The organism is Lichenicola sp. GTC18331 (genome assembly GCF_055386855.1).
In genome coordinates, this window is the sequence record NZ_AP045015.1 from 160,485 (window position 1) to 174,737 (window position 14,253).

Here is a 14,253-nt window from a genome sequence, read left to right on the forward strand (position 1 = left end):
TTTCTTCGGCGCTTGCCTATCTTGTGGGCGCGCCGAAGGTCAGGCGAAGGCCGTCGCGGAGCGGCATCGGCGTGATGCCGAGCCGCTCCCGCAACGGCGACGCGTCGAACGCCTTGTCTTCCAGGAGGCGCCGGATCTCGTCCGGACCGATCCTGGGCAGGCCGGGCAGCAGGCCCGCCGGACGGGCGACGGCGCCGAGCAGCCATGCCGGCAAAGGCAGCACCGGCCGCTCCCGCAGGCCGGCCGCCCGCGTCACTTCCCGCACGAAAACCCGATAGGGCATCGCCTCCGGTCCGCACGCGACCAGCGTGCTCGGCCCGTCCCAGTCCGTGTCGAGCGCGGCCAGGATCGCCCGGGTCAGATCGGATTGGTGGATCGGCTGCACCAGCGCGCGGCCGCCTCCTGGCAGCGGCACCAGGGGCAGGCGTCGCAGCAGCGCGGCCAGACGCTGGACGTTATCCTCGCCCTCGGCGCCGTAGATCATGGTCGGATGCAGCATCACGCCGCTGCAGCCGGAGCGGAGGAACGCGTCCTCGCCGGCCAGCACGCCGTTGCCGTGGTGATCCGGCCAGCGGGTGAATTTACGGGTGCTGCCGAGAAACACGAATCGTGCATCGACCGGCGCCGCGGCGAGCACGGCGCCGGCATGGCGGGCATGGGCGGTCGATACGATCCGTTTCGCGCCCGCGAGAGCAGCGCGGAGGGCGGCGGGGTCGCTCAGATCGGCGATGCGGGGTGTCGGCGCCAGGCCGGTGGCGATCCAGCGTTCGGTGTTGCGCACCACGGGCACCACCGCGATCCCGGCCTCGATCAGTCGGCGCGACAGAGCCTGTCCCGAGCGGCCGGAGGCGCCGATGACGTGGACGGGGGAGGAGGTGGGATCGAGCATGGCGCATCATGCCGCCGAACGGCCGAAAGCGCAGCCCGCCCTGCGTGGCTAGAACGCGACTTCGCCTTTGCGCCGTCGCCGGGCGACCGCGAGCAGATAATCGTCATAGCCTTCGGCCCGGGCGGGATCGAACGCGCCGGAGGCTCCTTCCGCGTCGCGTGCGTCGCCGAACACGATGCGCTCGTTGCGCGCCACGCCGGCCAGGATCGCGCCGGCGGCGGCTTCGGGCGTCTGTGCATCGTCCGGGGCTTCGATGCCGTTCGCAGCCCAGATGCCGGTGGCCGTGGTGCCCGGGGTTGCCGAGGAAACGCGTATGGCGTCGTCCCAAAGCTCGTAGCGGAGAGCGAGGCTGAGCGCATTGAGGGCGGCCTTGGTGGCGGCATACATGGATTGCTCGGCCATCGGCGTCAGCGCGATGCCGGAGATGATGTTGACGATATGCCCGTGCCCCTGAGCCCTCATGATCGGCAGCACGGCCCGGATGCCGAACAGCGGGCCGAAGAAGTTGAGAGCGAAGGCGCGGTGCCAATCGTCGTTGTCGAGCGTGTCGAAACGGCCGGGCAGTCCGGCGCCGGCATTGTTGAACAGCAGGTCGACTTTGCCGAACCGTTCCGCCGCGGTTCGGATGGCGGCGGCGATCTCGGCTTCGACGGTGACGTCGGCGTGTAGGGCCAGCACGCGCTCGGGGTGGGATGCATGCAGCGTGCGGCGCTGCGATTCGAGCCGTTCGGCGTCGCGGTCGACGAGCACCGTGGCCGCTGCGCCGGATGCGAGCAGGCGGGTGGCCAGAGCGGCGCCGATGCCGCCGGCGCCTCCGGTCACGATCGCGACGGTTCCGCCATAGGAGAAAGACGTGTCCGACACCTGTTCGCGGCTCCATGGGCGGGGCCGGGCATGACCCGGCGCCACTGAATGCATAGGGCACGGGGATGATTGGGGCGCGGTATCATGATACCGATGGCAAAGATCGTGTTCAGAGCTGGATCAAAAGGAAGTGCTTGACGGGTTTTGGGCGTCGCATCATAAGCCCGCTCTCTGTCGCGCCCGGGCTCGCCCGGACGTGCTCCATAGGAATGGAATCACCATGAAGACGACCCTCTCGCTGAAGCCCGCGGAGGTGACGAAGGGCTGGATCCTGATCGATGCCGACGGCCTCGTTCTCGGCCGCCTCGCCACCATCATCGCCCAGCGCCTGCGCGGCAAGCACAAGCCGCAGTTCACCCCGCACGTCGATTGCGGCGACAACGTCGTCGTGATCAACGCCGAGAAGGTCCGTCTGACCGGCAACAAGGCCGGCCAGAAGCTGTTCCACTACCACACCGGCTATGCCGGCGGCATCAAGCAGCGTACCATCGCGCAGCGCCTCGAGGGCAAGAACCCGGGCCACGTGATCTCCAAGGCCGTGGAGCGCATGATCACCCGCGGTCCGCTGCAGCGCGCCCAGATGAAGCACCTGTATGTGTATGCGGGCACCGCGCATCCGCATGACGGCCAGCAGCCGCAGAAGCTCGACGTCGCCGCCCTGAACCGCAAGAACTCCGTCTTCAACGGCGCGAAGAGCGTGGGAGCCTGATCATGTCCGAGACCAATACCCGCACCGGCTCGCTCGCCGACCTCAAGGACCTGGCCACCAGCGCCGGCGTCGTCGTCGCTTCCGAGGAAGCCGTCGTCCGTCAGCCGAAGCGCGACGCCCAGGGCCGTTCCTACGCCACCGGCCGCCGCAAGAACGCGGTCGCCCGCGTGTGGATCAAGCCGGGCAAGGGCGAGATCATCGTCAACAACCGCAAGGTCGGCACCTATTTCGCGCGCCCCGTGCTGCGCATGCTGCTGGCCCAGCCGTTCCTGGTGGCCGACCGCTACAACCAGTTCGACGTGTATTGCACGGTGAACGGCGGCGGTCTGTCCGGTCAGGCCGGTGCGCTGCGCCACGGGATCTCCCGCGCGCTGACCTATTACGAGCCGGGCCTGCGTTCGATCCTGAAGGCCGCCGGCTTCCTCACCCGCGACAGCCGCGTGGTCGAGCGCAAGAAGTACGGCAAGGCGAAGGCGCGTCGTTCGTTCCAGTTCTCCAAGCGCTGATCGAACCGCGGCGCGTTTCCCCGGAGCGATCCGGGGAAACGGCTCTGGTCTGTTTTCCGGGAAGCCCGGCGGTCGATTCGATCGCCGGGTTTTCTGTATCCGGACGCTGATCGGCCGCGATTTTGCCCCCATGGTCATTCCGGGGCACATTCCGCGGCTCAACCATCACAGGAGCAGCGGTTTGACGGCAGCGACGGTCTTCATCGACGGGGAAGCGGGCACCACGGGGCTCGGCATCAGGCGCCGGCTGGCCGCGCTCCCGGTCGAGATCCGATCCATCGATCCCGCGCTGCGCAAGGATCCCGAGGCCCGACGCGCGATGATGGGCGCGGTCGATCTGGTGGTGATGTGCCTGCCGGACGATGCCGCGCGCGAGACGGCCGCCCTCGCCGTCGAGCTGGACACGCCGCCGCGTCTGCTCGACGCGTCGACCGCGTTCCGCACCGATCCCGACTGGGTCTACGGCTTCCCGGAGATGACCCGCGCCCAGCCGGATGCGATCGCCCAGGCGCGTCGCGTCTCCAATCCGGGCTGTTATCCCACCGGGGCGATCGCGCTACTGCGTCCTCTGATCGAGGCCGGGCTGCTGCCGGGCGACATGCCGTTCACCATCAACGCCGTGAGCGGATATTCCGGTGGCGGCAAGGCGATGATCGAGGCGCATGAGCGCGCCGGAGGACCGCCGTTCTTTCTTTACGGGCTCGGGCTGGAGCACAAACATGTGCCGGAGATCCGCGCCCAGGCGGGGCTGACCGTCCGCCCGATCTTCGTCCCCTCGGTCGGGCATTTCCCGCAGGGCATGCTGGTGTCGATCCCGCTGCATCTGTCGCAGCTGGGCGGGGATGCGACCGGGGCGGCCATGCGCGAGGCTCTGGCCGACTGGTATGCCGGCAGCGACCGCATCCGCGTCCTGCCGGCCGGCAATCCGGGCTCGCTGACCGCTGACGCTCTGGCGAACACCGATGCGATGGAACTGGCGGTGTTCGACAACGAGGAGCATGGCCAGGCTCTGCTGGTGGCGCGGCTGGACAATCTGGGCAAGGGCGCGTCCGGCGCGGCCGTGCAGAACATCGCGCTGATGCTGGGGCTCGACCAGCCGGCATGAGATCGCGCCGGGCCCTGCAGATCGCCGTCGCCGTGCTGGGGCTTGTCCCGGTCGCGGCGGGGCTCGCCGGGGTGCTATCGGGACCTGGGATGGTGGGGCTGTCCCATGCCGGGTCCAACCCGTCGCTCGACAGCCATATGCGCTATCTGTCCGGGCTCCTGCTCGGGATCGGCCTGGCGTTCTGGAGCCTGATCCCGCGCATCGAGCAGCAGCGCGCGGCGTTTCGCATGCTGACGGCGATCGTGTTCGTCGGCGGTTTGGCGCGACTGTTCGGCATGCTGGAGGACGGTATCCCGCCGGCGCCCATGCTGTTCGGCCTCGTCATGGAGCTGTTGGTCACGCCTCTGCTGTGCGTCTGGCAGGCGAGGGTGGCCCGGCTTGGAGCCGGCGCGTCCAGGGCGTAGAACCCGGCCCTGTGCGTTGTCGGGAAGGGCGGGCCGGTTGATGCGGTTCACAGTGCGCGATATCGGCGCGATGAAGCAGGCAGGCGAGCGCATCGTCATGCTCACCGCCTATGATCACCCGTCCGCCGCGTTGGCGGAGGCTGCGGGGGTCCGTTTCCTGCTGGTCGGCGACAGTCTCGGCATGGTGGTGCTGGGACGCGACAGCACCCTGCCGGTCACGATCGAGGACATGGTGCGCCATGCCGAGGCGGTGGTGCGCGGCGCTCCCGGCGCGCTCGTGGTCGGCGATCTGCCGTTCCTCACCTACGCAAGTCCGGACGATGCCGTCGGTGCCGCGCGCGCGCTGATGCAACGCGCCGGGGTGCAGGCGGTGAAGCTGGAGGGTGGCGCGGCCCTCGCGCCGACGGTGCGCCATCTCACCACGCTGGGCGTGCCGGTGATGGGGCATCTCGGCTTCACGCCGCAGGCGATGCATCAGGTGGGCGTGCGCGTGCAGGCGAAGGAGGCGACGGAAGCGCGTCGTCTGCTGGAAGACGCGTTGGCGCTGCAGGAGGCGGGAGCCTTCGCCGTGGTGCTGGAACTGGTGCCGGCGCCGCTCGCGGAAGCGGTGTCGGCGCGGCTGCGCATTCCCACGATCGGCATCGGCGCAGGGGCGGGCTGCGACGGTCAGGTGCAGGTCTGGCACGACATTCTCGGGCTTTCGCCGGGCAGGCCGCCACGGCACGCCAAAATCTATGCGCCGATCGGCGAGATGATCCGCGACGCGATCGCCGCCTATGCCGCGGAGGTGCGCGAAGGCGCCTTTCCGACCGCCGCCAACAGTGCCAGGATGGATCAGGCGGAACTCGAACGCGCGCTCGGAAACGGGGGCGGCGGATGATCGTCGCGCGCACGCGTGCCGAGCTGCGCGCAGCACGCGCGACGCTTGGGACGGTCGGGTTCGTGCCGACCATGGGCTTTCTGCATGACGGCCATCTGAGTCTGGTCGGCCGGGCACGCGACGACAACGATGCCGTCGCCGTCAGCATCTTCGTCAATCCGACCCAGTTCGGACCCAACGAGGATCTGAGCCGGTATCCGCGCGATCTCGAGCGCGACCTGCGCCTGCTGCGCGAGGCCGGCGTGGCGCTGGCGTTCGTGCCGGAACCGGGCGAGATCTATCCGGACGGTTTCGCCACGCGCATCGATGTCGGTGCGATCGCTCTGCCGCTCGAAGGCGCCGTGCGTCCCGGCCATTTCGCCGGCGTCGCCACGGTGGTGAACAAGCTGATCAATCTTGTGCAGCCTGAAACGATCTATTTCGGCCAGAAGGACGCGCAGCAATGCGCCGTGCTGCGTCGCATGATCGTCGATCTCGATCTGCCGGTACGCATGGTGGTGGTTCCGACCATGCGCGAAGCGGACGGTCTCGCCATGTCGAGCCGCAACATCTATCTCGATCCGCAGGCACGAAGTCGTGCGACGGCGCTGTTTCGCGCGCTGGAGGCGGCGCGTGACCGATACGAGGACGGGGAGCGAGACGCAGAAACGCTGCGCCGTTGCATGGCCTCGGTGATCGCGGAAAGTGGTGATCCGGTCATCGATTATCTGAGCGTGGCTGATCCCGAGACGCTGCACGAACTCGACGTCGTTGAGAACGGCGCGCTCCTGTCGCTCGCCGTGCGTTTCGGCAATACGCGTTTGATCGACAATCTGTCGCTTCGCCGCGGATAGACGACCGATGCCGCCTTCCGGCTGGCGACGCTGAAAAGCGATGCGCCGGCCGCGTTTGGCTCTTGCCTGCACCCGTCACGATGTTTCACCTTCGGGATGGCCGCGCAACGCGATGCACCTAGATGTTGCGGTGCGGCCAGGAGGTAAACATCATCATGCCGACCAAAACCAGGATCGCGCTGCTCGCGTCCCTGAGCCTGCTTGCGACCGCGACGGCACGCGCGGAAGCCTACAAGGAACCCTATCGTCCGGCGTTCCACTATACCCCGGCGAAGAACTGGATGAACGACCCCAACGGCCTGATCTTCGCCGACGGTGCTTTCCAGATGTTCTACCAGTATAACCCGATCGGAACCGTGGCGGAGAACCAGTCATGGGGCCACGCGCGCGGAAAGGATCTGCTGCACTGGACCGAGTTGCCCGTCGCCATTCCCGCGGAGAAGAACGCGGCCGGGCAATACAGCAATCTGATCTTCTCCGGCAGCGCGGTGAAGGACGACCACAACAGCAGCGGGCTCGGCGCCGGACACAAGGCGCCGCTGGTGGCGATCTACGCCAACAACTACCTGTCGGATCAGACGCTCGCCAATGGGAAGCACGTGATTGCCGGACAACAAGGCGTCTCGATCGCGTCGTCCAACGATGGCGGCGTGAGCTGGACGCAGTATCCAGGCAATCCGGTGATCGCTGCGCCGCCTGCGCCTTACGCCGATCAGAGCACGGCTTTTCGCGATCCCAAGGTGTTCTGGTACGAGCCGGGCCATAAATGGGTGATGGTCGCGGCTCTGTCGAACATCCACCGGGTGATCCTGTATTCGTCCACGGATCTCAAGAGCTGGACCTATCTCAGCACGTTCGGACCGGCCAACGCGGTGTTCGGCGCCTGGGAATGTCCGGATCTGTTTCCGATGCGCGTGAACGATGTCGGGCCGGAAAAATGGGTGTTGATGGTCGGCATCAATCCGGGTGCCGAATATGCGGGTTCCGGCACGCAATACTTCACCGGCACGTTCGATGGCACCAGCTTCACGGCCGATGCCGACAGCGTGCATTCCCCGACGCCCCAGGCCGGCGCGGAAACGTTCCAGGATTTCTCGTCCGGTCAGAGCTACGCGGCGTTGGGTTGGAGCACGACCGGTGCCTTCGTCGGCGCGTCTCCGTTCACGGAAACCATCGAAGGCAGCGTCACCAACCACATCCTGGACACCTATCTCTCCGGCGATTCCGCGAAAGGCACGGTGACGTCGCCGAGCTTCACGATCCACAAACCGTTCATCGATTTCCAGATCGGCGGCGGTTCCTATCCGCGCAACCCGGCCACTGCCGGCACGCCGGCCGACACGGAGACCACGATCAACCTTCTGGTGGATGGGCGTGTGGTTCACAGCACCACCGGCAACGGCCTCGGTGCCATGGCCTGGCGTTCCTGGGATGTGAGCGGACTGATCGGGCACAAGGCGCAGATCGAGGTGATCGACGCCAATGACGGTTCTCAGGGTTTCGGCCATATCTTCGTGGGCGACATCCTGTTCACCGACCAGCCGCAGCTCGAAGCGAACTGGCTCGATCACGGCCCGGACTTTTACGCCACCGTGACCTTCAACGATCTGCCGGAGAATGCCCGCACGGCGATCGGCTGGATGAACAACTGGAACTACGCCCAGGTGATTCCGACCAGCCCGTGGCGGAGCCAGATGGCGATCCCGCGTACCTTGTCGCTGCGCGAGCTGAACGGTCATCTCGCCCTGTTCCAGAACCCGGTCGGCACGTTCCCGTTGCTGTATGACCATCTGCTGGACGCGTCTGCGAGCAACATCGCTCTCGATCGCGATCATCGGTCGGTTTCGCTCGACCGCGTCCATGGCAAGCAACTGGATATCGTGGCGGATTTCGTTCCGGGGGCGGCCGACACGTTCGGTCTGCACGTCCGCACGGGTGCCAATGGCGAGAAGACGACGATCGGTTATTCGCCCGCCACGCACACCGTGTTCGTCGATCGTCAGCAATCGGGCGACGTGGCGTTCCAGCCCGGTTTCGCCGGACGCTACGAGGCGTCGCTGCTGCCGGGACGGGATGGGCATGTGCGGCTGCGCATCCTGTTGGATACGTCATCGGTCGAAGTGTTCGGGGGCGAGGGGAGCGCCGTTCTGACGGCGCAGATCTTCCCGTCCGAACAAAGCCTCGGCGTCGACGCCTTCGCGGATGGCGGCACCGCCGTGCTGCATGCGATCCAGGCCTGGAGCGTGCGCAGCATCCATTGATGCGTCAGGAACGGCGTCGCTCGGGCGGCGCCGTGTTCCGGTGGCATGGCGATCGGGCGACGCCATGCTGTCGGGCTTTGCGCATTGCGTCGAACGGCTCGGACTTTTCTTGTCACCCGGTCGATTCACGAAAACGGCCGGACCCGGCGTCATGGCGAGGGATCGGTGGTTCCGGATACGGGGCGACCGGCCAGCTGCCAAACCGAGCGGTGTCGCGTTTGTCGCAGATCGGATCGTGCTTGGAGAAAATGGCGTCCCGTACGGGATTCGAACCCGTGTTACCGCCGTGAAAGGGCGGTGTCCTAGGCCCCTAGACGAACAGGACAGGCCGTTTCCGTCAGCACGCGGCTGCCGGTGGCGAGTGGATAGTCGAGGCTGGGCGTGCGGTCAAGCGAGCGCGGCGTCCTGGATGAAAAAGCTCGGAGTCGTGCTGCCGTTCCAGCTTTCCGCGCGTAGCCAGCCTGCCAGATGCAAGGCCTGACCGGGTTGTTCCAACAGTGCTGCGATCGGCGACTCGTCGGCGCGGAACAGCAACGCCTTCAGGCGGGAACCACCGCCTTCGCCTTCCAGCAGAAGACGCAGCGTGTTGCGTGTGCCGCCGATTCGGTCGGCACGCACCACGCGCGCGCGGTTCAGCACGAGAAGCGGCTCCGTGTTGCCGGCTCCGAACGGCGCCAGACGGCCGATCTGCGCCGCGAGTTCCACCGTGGCGGCCTGAACGCTCACGACGCCTTCGATCGGCAGATCCTGAGCGCGGGGCAAGAGCAGCGCCGCGGCGAGCCTGTGGTCCAGGAAGGCGTGGAAGGCGGGCAGGCGTTCCGCAGGCAGGGAAAAGCCGGCCGCCATGGCATGACCGCCGCCCGTGGACAGCAGGCCGGACTGTCTTGCGGCAATGACCGCCGTGCCGAGATCGAGACCGTCCACAGAACGTCCCGATCCCTTCACCGAACCGTCTTCCAGTGTCGCTCCGACCAGAACCGGGCGGTTGAAGCGCTCCTTGAGCCGGCCTGCGACGATTCCGACCACGCCGGGATGCCAATCCGGACCGGCCAGAAGCAGGACCGCGTGTCCGGCACGGAGCTGTTCCTCGCCCAACGCCATGGCACGATCGAGAATCGCCGTCTCGACGCTGCGACGTTCGCGATTGACGCCGTCCAGACGCTCGGCGAGCGCGGTCGCGCGCATCGGATCGTCGCTGAGCAGGAGCTGCACGCCGAGATCGGCCTGGCTGATCCGGCCGCCGGCATTGATCCTGGGACCGAGCGCGTAACCGCAGGTGAAGGCGGACGGGGCGTCGCGCACGGCGGCGACATCGAGCAGGGCGGCGATGCCGGGCCGTGTGCGGCGGGCCATCACCTTGAGCCCCTGCGTCACCAGGGCGCGATTCAAGCCGGTCAGCGGCATCACGTCGCAGATGGTGGCCAGCGCCACCAGATCGAGCGTTGCCAGCAGATCGGGCGGCGTCTCCACGACGCCCTCGCGGCGCAGCACGCGCAACAGCGCCACGCCGCACAGGAAGACGATGGCGGTGGCGCAGAGGGCGCCTTGTCCGGAGGCGCAATCGAGCCGGTTCGGGTTCACCGTCGCGAGGATCGGCGGGACGCCGCCATCGGATTTATGGTGATCGAGGATGATCACGTCGGCGCGGCCGGCGAGGGCCTGCAGCGGTTCCGGCGCCGCCGTGCCGCAATCGACGCACACGACGAGGCGCGCGCCCTTGTCCGCGAGCCGGAGCAGGGCAGGGGCGTTCGGGCCGTAGCCCTCCGCGATCCGGTCGGGAATATGGGTGTGCACCGTGCAGCCGAGGGCGCGCAGCAGCCCGGCCAGGAGTGCGGTGGCGCACGCGCCATCGACATCGTAATCGCCGAACACTCCGACCGTTTCGCCCGCGCGCACGGCCTGTGCCAGCCGTTCGGCGGCGCGATCCATGTCCGCGAAGCAGGACGGATCCGGCATCAGGGCGCGCAGGGTCGGCTGCAGGAAGTGCTCGGCATCGGCGGCGACGATGCCCCGGCCCGCGAGCAGACGCCCGACGATTTCCGGAACGTCCAGGCGTTGCGACAACAACAGCCCGGCGCGGTCGGACGCCGCGGTCGCGACGCCGCCCGTGTTTCGCCACACCCAGCGCCGCCCGCTCAAACTGCCGGCGACGCCCAGAACCACTTCGGCGGTTTCCGCACCCGTCGCCGGGAAGGGCCCGCCCATCGGACCGTTCCCGTCAGCCATGATCGTGGATCAGCTCTGGCCCCAGGTCTTGGTCGCGAAGTTGTGCCGTCCTTCGATGAAGCGGACGGTGCCGGATTTGGAGCGCATGACGATGGAATGCGTCACCGCGCTGGTGCCGCCGGGACGGCTCACGCCGCGCAGCAGCGCGCCGGTGGTGACGCCGGTGGCGGAGAACAGAACGTCGCCGCTGGCGAGATCGGTGAGCGACAGGCGGCGGCGCGGATCACCCTCTGCCATCTCGCGGGCACGCTGCACCTGGGCTTCGTCCTCGAACAGCAGACGCGCCTGCATGTGTCCGCCGATGCAGCGCAAGGCCGCCGCTGCCAGAACGCCTTCGGGCGCGCCGCCGGAGCCCACGAAGATGTCCACGCCGCTGCCTTCCATGCAGGCCGCGATCACGCCGGCCACGTCGCCGTCGGAGATCAGCGTCACCCGCGCGCCGGCCTCGCGTGCATGGGCGATCAGCGGCTCGTGACGCTCGCGGTCCAGGGTGCAGAGGGTGAGTTCGCTGATGTCGATGCCGCGCGCGCGGGACAGATTGCGCAGGTTCTGACCCACGGGCGCGTCCAGATCCACCACGTCTTCCGGCAGGCCGCCGGCCACGGCGATCTTGTCCATATAGATGTCGGGCGCATGCAGGAACTTGCCGCGCTCGGCCAGAGCGACCACGGTGAGCGCGTTGGGCAGGCTCTTGGCGCAGAGCACCGTGCCTTCCAGCGGGTCCACGGCGATATCCATCGCCGGGCCGCCCGCACCGACCTTCTCGCCGATATAGAGCATCGGCGCTTCGTCCATCTCGCCTTCGCCGATCACCACGGTGCCGTCGATCGCCACCGTGTCGAAGGCATGGCGCATGGCTTCCACCGCGGCGCCGTCGGCCTCGTTCTTCAGGCCGCGGCCGGTCCAGTGCGAAGCGCCGATCGCCGCCGCTTCCGTCACCCGCACGAGTTCGAGGGCCAGGTTACGGTCGGTCTGGTAGCTCTTGTCGGGGGAAACGGTCATGGGAACTCCTCAGCCTTCGGGTCGGACGAACAGGCCGGATCAGCCCGGCTCGATCCGCAGCATGGTGGGACGAGACAGCACAACGTCGAGCGCCGCGATCTTTTCCAGCGCCGCCTGCATGGCAGCCTCGGAGGTCTCGTGCGTCACCAGCACGATCGGCACCGTGCCCTCCGCCGCTTCGCGGCCATGTTGCAGCATGGAGCGCAGGGAAACGCCGCAATCGCGCAGCACCCCGGCGATCTCGGCGATCACGCCGGGCCGGTCGAGCACGGAGAGACGCAGATAGAAATCGCCGACGCGCTCGCTCATCGGCACGGAGACCAGCGACGACAGCGCACCGGAGGATGCACCCCAGGCCGGCACCAGCGAGCCGCGCGCGATGTCGATCAGATCGGCGACCACGGCGGTGGCGGTGGGACCGGCGCCGGCGCCCCTGCCTTCCAGCATCAGCCGCCCGACGAACTCGCCTTCTGCGACCACGGCGTTGAACACGCCTTCCACCTGCGCGATCGGCGCCGCGTTCGGCACCAGGCAAGGGTGCACGCGCGTCTCGACGCCGCGTTCCGTGTGTCGGGCGATGCCGAGCAGCTTGATCCGGTAGCCGAGTTCGGTGGCAAAGCCGATATCCAGCGCGCCGATCGCGCGGATGCCTTCCACGTGCACGGACGAGAAATCGACCGGACGACCGAAGGCGAGGGCGGCCAGGATCGCCAGCTTGTGCGCGGCGTCGATGCCGTCGACGTCGGTGGACGGGTCGGCCTCGGCGTAGCCCAGAGCCTGCGCCTCGGCGAGAACATCGTCGAAGCCGCGTCCGCTCTCGCGCATGGCGGTGAGGATGTAGTTGCAGGTGCCGTTCAGGATGCCGCCGATGCGCAGCAGGCGGTCCGCCGCCAGCCCCTCCCGCAGCGCCTTGATCACCGGAATCCCGCCGGCGACCGCGGCCTCGAACGCCAGTGCCACCCCGGCGCGCTCGGCGCTGGCGGCCAGCGTCGCGCCATGCACGGCGATCAGCGCCTTGTTGGCGGTCACCACCGGGCGGCCATTGCCGAGCGCATGCTCGACCAGACGGCGCGCGGAGCCTTCCGCGCCGCCGATCAGCTCGACCACCACATCGACGTCGCGGTCGGTGGCGAGCGCCAGCGGGTCGTCATGCCAGCGCAGCCCGTCGAGGGCGATGCCGCGATCGCGCGAGCGGTCGCGCGCGGATACGGCGGTGACGACGATCGGGCGTCCGGCACGCGCCTCGATCAGCGCCGCATTGGCGCGCAGAAGAGAAACGGTGCCGGCGCCGACCGTGCCGAGGCCGGCGATGCCGACGCGAAGAGCCGCAGGGGAAGCCATCACGCTTTTTCCAGATGAACGGTGTCTGCCATGGCCGGACCGGCGTTGCTGTTGTTCAGGAACGCCTTGATGTTGCGGGTCGCCTGACGGAGGCGCTGCGTGTTCTCCACCAGACCGATGCGCACGAAGCCTTCGCCGTATTCGCCGAAGCCGAGGCCCGGCGCCACGGCGACGCCGGCCTTGGCCAGCAGCAGCTTGGAGAACTCGACGCTGCCCAGATGCGCGAAGCGCTCCGGGATCGGCGCCCAGGCGAACATGGAGCCTTCCGGCGACGGAACCTCCCAGCCGGCCGCGGACAGGCCGCGGATCAGCACGTCACGCCGTTCGCGATAAAGGTTGCGCACCTGCTCCACGCAATCCTGCGGCCCGTTCAACGCCGCCACCGCCGCGACCTGGATCGGCGTGAAGGCGCCGTAGTCGAGATAGGATTTGATCCGGGTGAGCGCGTTGATGAGGCGCGGATTGCCGGCCGCGAAACCCATGCGCCAGCCGGCCATGGAATAGGTCTTGGACATGGAGGTGAACTCGACCACCACGTCCTTGGCGCCCTCCACCTGCAGCATCGAGGGCGGCGGGTTGTTGCCGAAATAGATTTCCGCATAGGCGAGATCGCTGAGGATCCAGATCTCCTCGCGCCGGGCGAACGCGACCAGCTCCTTGTAGAAGTCGAGATCGGCCAGGAAGGCGGTCGGGTTGGACGGGAAGTTGACGATCAGCGCGGTTGGCTTGGGCACCGAATGGCGCACGGCGCGATCCAGGGCGCGCAGCATGTCCTCGCCCGGATGCGCCGGGATCGAGCGCACGGAGGCGCCGGCGATGATGAATCCGAACTGGTGGATCGGGTAGGACGGGTTCGGCACCAGAATGGTGTCGCCGGGGCTGGTGATGGCTGCGGACAGGTTGGCGAGACCCTCCTTGGAGCCGATCGTCGCCACAACCTCGGTCTCGGGATCGAGCTTCACGCCGAAACGGCGCCCGTAGTAGCCCGCCAGCGCCTTGCGTAGGCCGGGAATGCCCCTGGACACGGAATAGCCGTGCGCGCGCGGATCGGCGACGGTTTCCACCAGCTTCTGTACCACATGCGCCGGCGGGGCACTGTCCGGGTTGCCCATGCCGAGATCGATGATGTCCTCGCCGCGATGACGGGCCGCAGCCTTGGCCTTGTTGACCTCCGCGAACACGTAGGGCGGCAGGCGGCGGATGCGGTGGAATTCTTCGGTCATCGGTTTCTTC

General features: G+C 67.9%; 13 protein-coding genes and 1 tRNA gene. 7 read left to right on the forward strand and 7 right to left on the reverse strand.

What is annotated here, in order from left to right:
* Positions 1-16: 16 nt before the first annotated feature.
* Together ACZ5BM_RS00760 and ACZ5BM_RS00765 are read right to left on the reverse strand one after the other, a co-directional pair.
* Positions 17-889 carry an SDR family oxidoreductase gene (locus tag ACZ5BM_RS00760; protein ID WP_498909413.1) on the reverse strand — a complete coding sequence of 291 codons (873 nt, stop codon included), beginning with the start codon at positions 887-889 and terminating at the stop codon, positions 17-19.
* 48 nt (positions 890-937) lie between these two features.
* The gene (locus tag ACZ5BM_RS00765; RefSeq protein WP_498909414.1) at positions 938-1,753 is read right to left on the reverse strand and encodes an SDR family NAD(P)-dependent oxidoreductase; all 816 of its coding nucleotides are present in this window, start codon (positions 1,751-1,753) and stop codon (positions 938-940) included.
* Positions 1,754-1,973: 220 nt separating this feature from the next.
* Here ACZ5BM_RS00765 and rplM point away from each other — a divergent pair, with 220 nt between their 5' ends.
* The 7 genes from rplM (at position 1,974) to ACZ5BM_RS00800 (ending at position 8,451) form a co-directional block, all read left to right on the forward strand.
* Positions 1,974-2,462: a large ribosomal subunit protein uL13 gene (gene rplM / locus ACZ5BM_RS00770; protein ID WP_498909415.1), complete on the forward strand. Its 489-nt coding sequence runs from the start codon at positions 1,974-1,976 to the stop codon at positions 2,460-2,462.
* Positions 2,463-2,464: 2 nt separating this feature from the next.
* Positions 2,465-2,968, forward strand: coding sequence for a 30S ribosomal protein S9 (rpsI, locus tag ACZ5BM_RS00775; protein ID WP_498909416.1), 504 nt, complete (start codon positions 2,465-2,467; stop codon positions 2,966-2,968).
* 181 nt (positions 2,969-3,149) lie between these two features.
* Entirely contained in the window at positions 3,150-4,073 is a 924-nt protein-coding gene (gene argC / locus ACZ5BM_RS00780; protein ID WP_498909417.1) for an N-acetyl-gamma-glutamyl-phosphate reductase, read from the forward strand.
* Positions 4,070-4,477, forward strand: a complete 408-nt coding sequence (locus ACZ5BM_RS00785; RefSeq protein WP_498909419.1) for a DUF4345 domain-containing protein — start codon at positions 4,070-4,072, stop codon at positions 4,475-4,477. The genes argC and ACZ5BM_RS00785 overlap by 4 nt, the downstream gene beginning before the upstream one ends.
* Before the next feature lie 40 nt (positions 4,478-4,517).
* On the forward strand, positions 4,518-5,357 hold the full coding sequence (gene panB / locus ACZ5BM_RS00790; RefSeq protein ID WP_498911428.1) for a 3-methyl-2-oxobutanoate hydroxymethyltransferase: 840 nt from the start codon (positions 4,518-4,520) through the stop codon (positions 5,355-5,357).
* Entirely contained in the window at positions 5,354-6,190 is an 837-nt protein-coding gene (gene panC, locus ACZ5BM_RS00795; protein ID WP_498909420.1) for a 4-phosphopantoate--beta-alanine ligase, read from the forward strand. Before panB ends, panC begins: the two co-directional genes overlap by 4 nt.
* A 155-nt stretch (positions 6,191-6,345) precedes the next feature.
* The gene (locus ACZ5BM_RS00800) at positions 6,346-8,451 is read left to right on the forward strand and encodes a glycoside hydrolase family 32 protein (RefSeq protein ID WP_498909421.1); all 2,106 of its coding nucleotides are present in this window, start codon (positions 6,346-6,348) and stop codon (positions 8,449-8,451) included.
* A gap of 249 nt (positions 8,452-8,700) precedes the next feature.
* On the opposite strand, the gene ACZ5BM_RS00805 is transcribed toward ACZ5BM_RS00800, so the two are convergent.
* The 5 genes from ACZ5BM_RS00805 to ACZ5BM_RS00825 all read right to left on the reverse strand — a co-directional run bounded on the left by ACZ5BM_RS00805 (position 8,701) and on the right by ACZ5BM_RS00825 (position 14,243).
* Positions 8,701-8,776: transfer RNA gene (locus ACZ5BM_RS00805), tRNA-Glu, on the reverse strand.
* Positions 8,777-8,838: 62 nt separating this feature from the next.
* Positions 8,839-10,656 carry a single-stranded-DNA-specific exonuclease RecJ gene (gene recJ, locus ACZ5BM_RS00810; RefSeq protein WP_498909422.1) on the reverse strand — a complete coding sequence of 606 codons (1,818 nt, stop codon included), beginning with the start codon at positions 10,654-10,656 and terminating at the stop codon, positions 8,839-8,841.
* 30 nt (positions 10,657-10,686) lie between these two features.
* A complete protein-coding gene (gene glpX / locus ACZ5BM_RS00815) occupies positions 10,687-11,679 on the reverse strand; it encodes a fructose-bisphosphatase class II family protein (protein WP_498909423.1) in 993 nt (330 codons plus the stop codon).
* Between the two features lie 39 nt (positions 11,680-11,718).
* On the reverse strand, positions 11,719-13,020 hold the full coding sequence (locus ACZ5BM_RS00820) for a homoserine dehydrogenase (protein WP_498909425.1): 1,302 nt from the start codon (positions 13,018-13,020) through the stop codon (positions 11,719-11,721).
* Positions 13,020-14,243: a pyridoxal phosphate-dependent aminotransferase gene (locus ACZ5BM_RS00825; RefSeq protein ID WP_498909426.1), complete on the reverse strand. Its 1,224-nt coding sequence runs from the start codon at positions 14,241-14,243 to the stop codon at positions 13,020-13,022. The genes ACZ5BM_RS00820 and ACZ5BM_RS00825 overlap by 1 nt, the downstream gene beginning before the upstream one ends.
* Between the last annotated feature and the right edge of the window lie 10 nt (positions 14,244-14,253).

Excerpts from the sequence above, each read along its gene's own strand:
- ACZ5BM_RS00825 (WP_498909426.1), bottom strand. The coding sequence starts at position 14,243 with ATGACCGAAGAATTCCACCGCATCCGCCGCCTGCCGCCCTACGTGTTC.
- ACZ5BM_RS00820 (WP_498909425.1), bottom strand. The coding sequence starts at position 13,020 with ATGGCTTCCCCTGCGGCTCTTCGCGTCGGCATCGCCGGCCTCGGCACG.
- rplM (WP_498909415.1), top strand. The coding sequence starts at position 1,974 with ATGAAGACGACCCTCTCGCTGAAGCCCGCGGAGGTGACGAAGGGCTGG.
- ACZ5BM_RS00760 (WP_498909413.1), bottom strand. The coding sequence starts at position 889 with ATGCTCGATCCCACCTCCTCCCCCGTCCACGTCATCGGCGCCTCCGGC.
- rpsI (WP_498909416.1), top strand. The coding sequence starts at position 2,465 with ATGTCCGAGACCAATACCCGCACCGGCTCGCTCGCCGACCTCAAGGAC.
- glpX (WP_498909423.1), bottom strand. The coding sequence starts at position 11,679 with ATGACCGTTTCCCCCGACAAGAGCTACCAGACCGACCGTAACCTGGCC.
- ACZ5BM_RS00800 (WP_498909421.1), top strand. The coding sequence starts at position 6,346 with ATGCCGACCAAAACCAGGATCGCGCTGCTCGCGTCCCTGAGCCTGCTT.
- panC (WP_498909420.1), top strand. The coding sequence starts at position 5,354 with ATGATCGTCGCGCGCACGCGTGCCGAGCTGCGCGCAGCACGCGCGACG.
- panB (WP_498911428.1), top strand. The coding sequence starts at position 4,518 with ATGCGGTTCACAGTGCGCGATATCGGCGCGATGAAGCAGGCAGGCGAG.
- recJ (WP_498909422.1), bottom strand. The coding sequence starts at position 10,656 with ATGGGCGGGCCCTTCCCGGCGACGGGTGCGGAAACCGCCGAAGTGGTT.
- ACZ5BM_RS00785 (WP_498909419.1), top strand. The coding sequence starts at position 4,070 with ATGAGATCGCGCCGGGCCCTGCAGATCGCCGTCGCCGTGCTGGGGCTT.